This is a genomic window from Pseudomonas sp. PME37.24/025, assembly GCF_055556615.1.
Genome location: NZ_JBVHNK010000155.1, coordinates 1 through 275 on the forward strand (window position 1 = coordinate 1; position 275 = coordinate 275).

Here is a 275-nt window from a genome sequence, read left to right on the forward strand (position 1 = left end):
TGTTGAATGAATTCAACCGTTCGTGGTGCGCCAATGCATCGGCTCTGTTCGTGGTGCTGTCGCGTACCGTGATGGTGCCGCCGGGTGCGACCGAGGCGGTGCCTGCGCCGACCCATTCCTTCGACACCGGTTCTGCCTGGGGCTACCTGGCGCTGCAGGCATCGCTGTCCGGCTGGCATGCGCACGGCATGGCCGGTTTCGACAAGGACAAGGCCCGTACCGAGCTGAACGTCCCGGCCGAGTTCTCGGTGGAGGCGATGGTGGTGGTGGGCAAG

At 65.1% G+C, this 275-nt stretch carries 1 protein-coding gene; it reads left to right on the forward strand.

What is annotated here, in order from left to right:
• Positions 1–275: nitroreductase family protein (locus ACZ3HH_RS29890; RefSeq protein ID WP_465810177.1), on the forward strand; the 275-nt coding region annotated here is incomplete at both ends.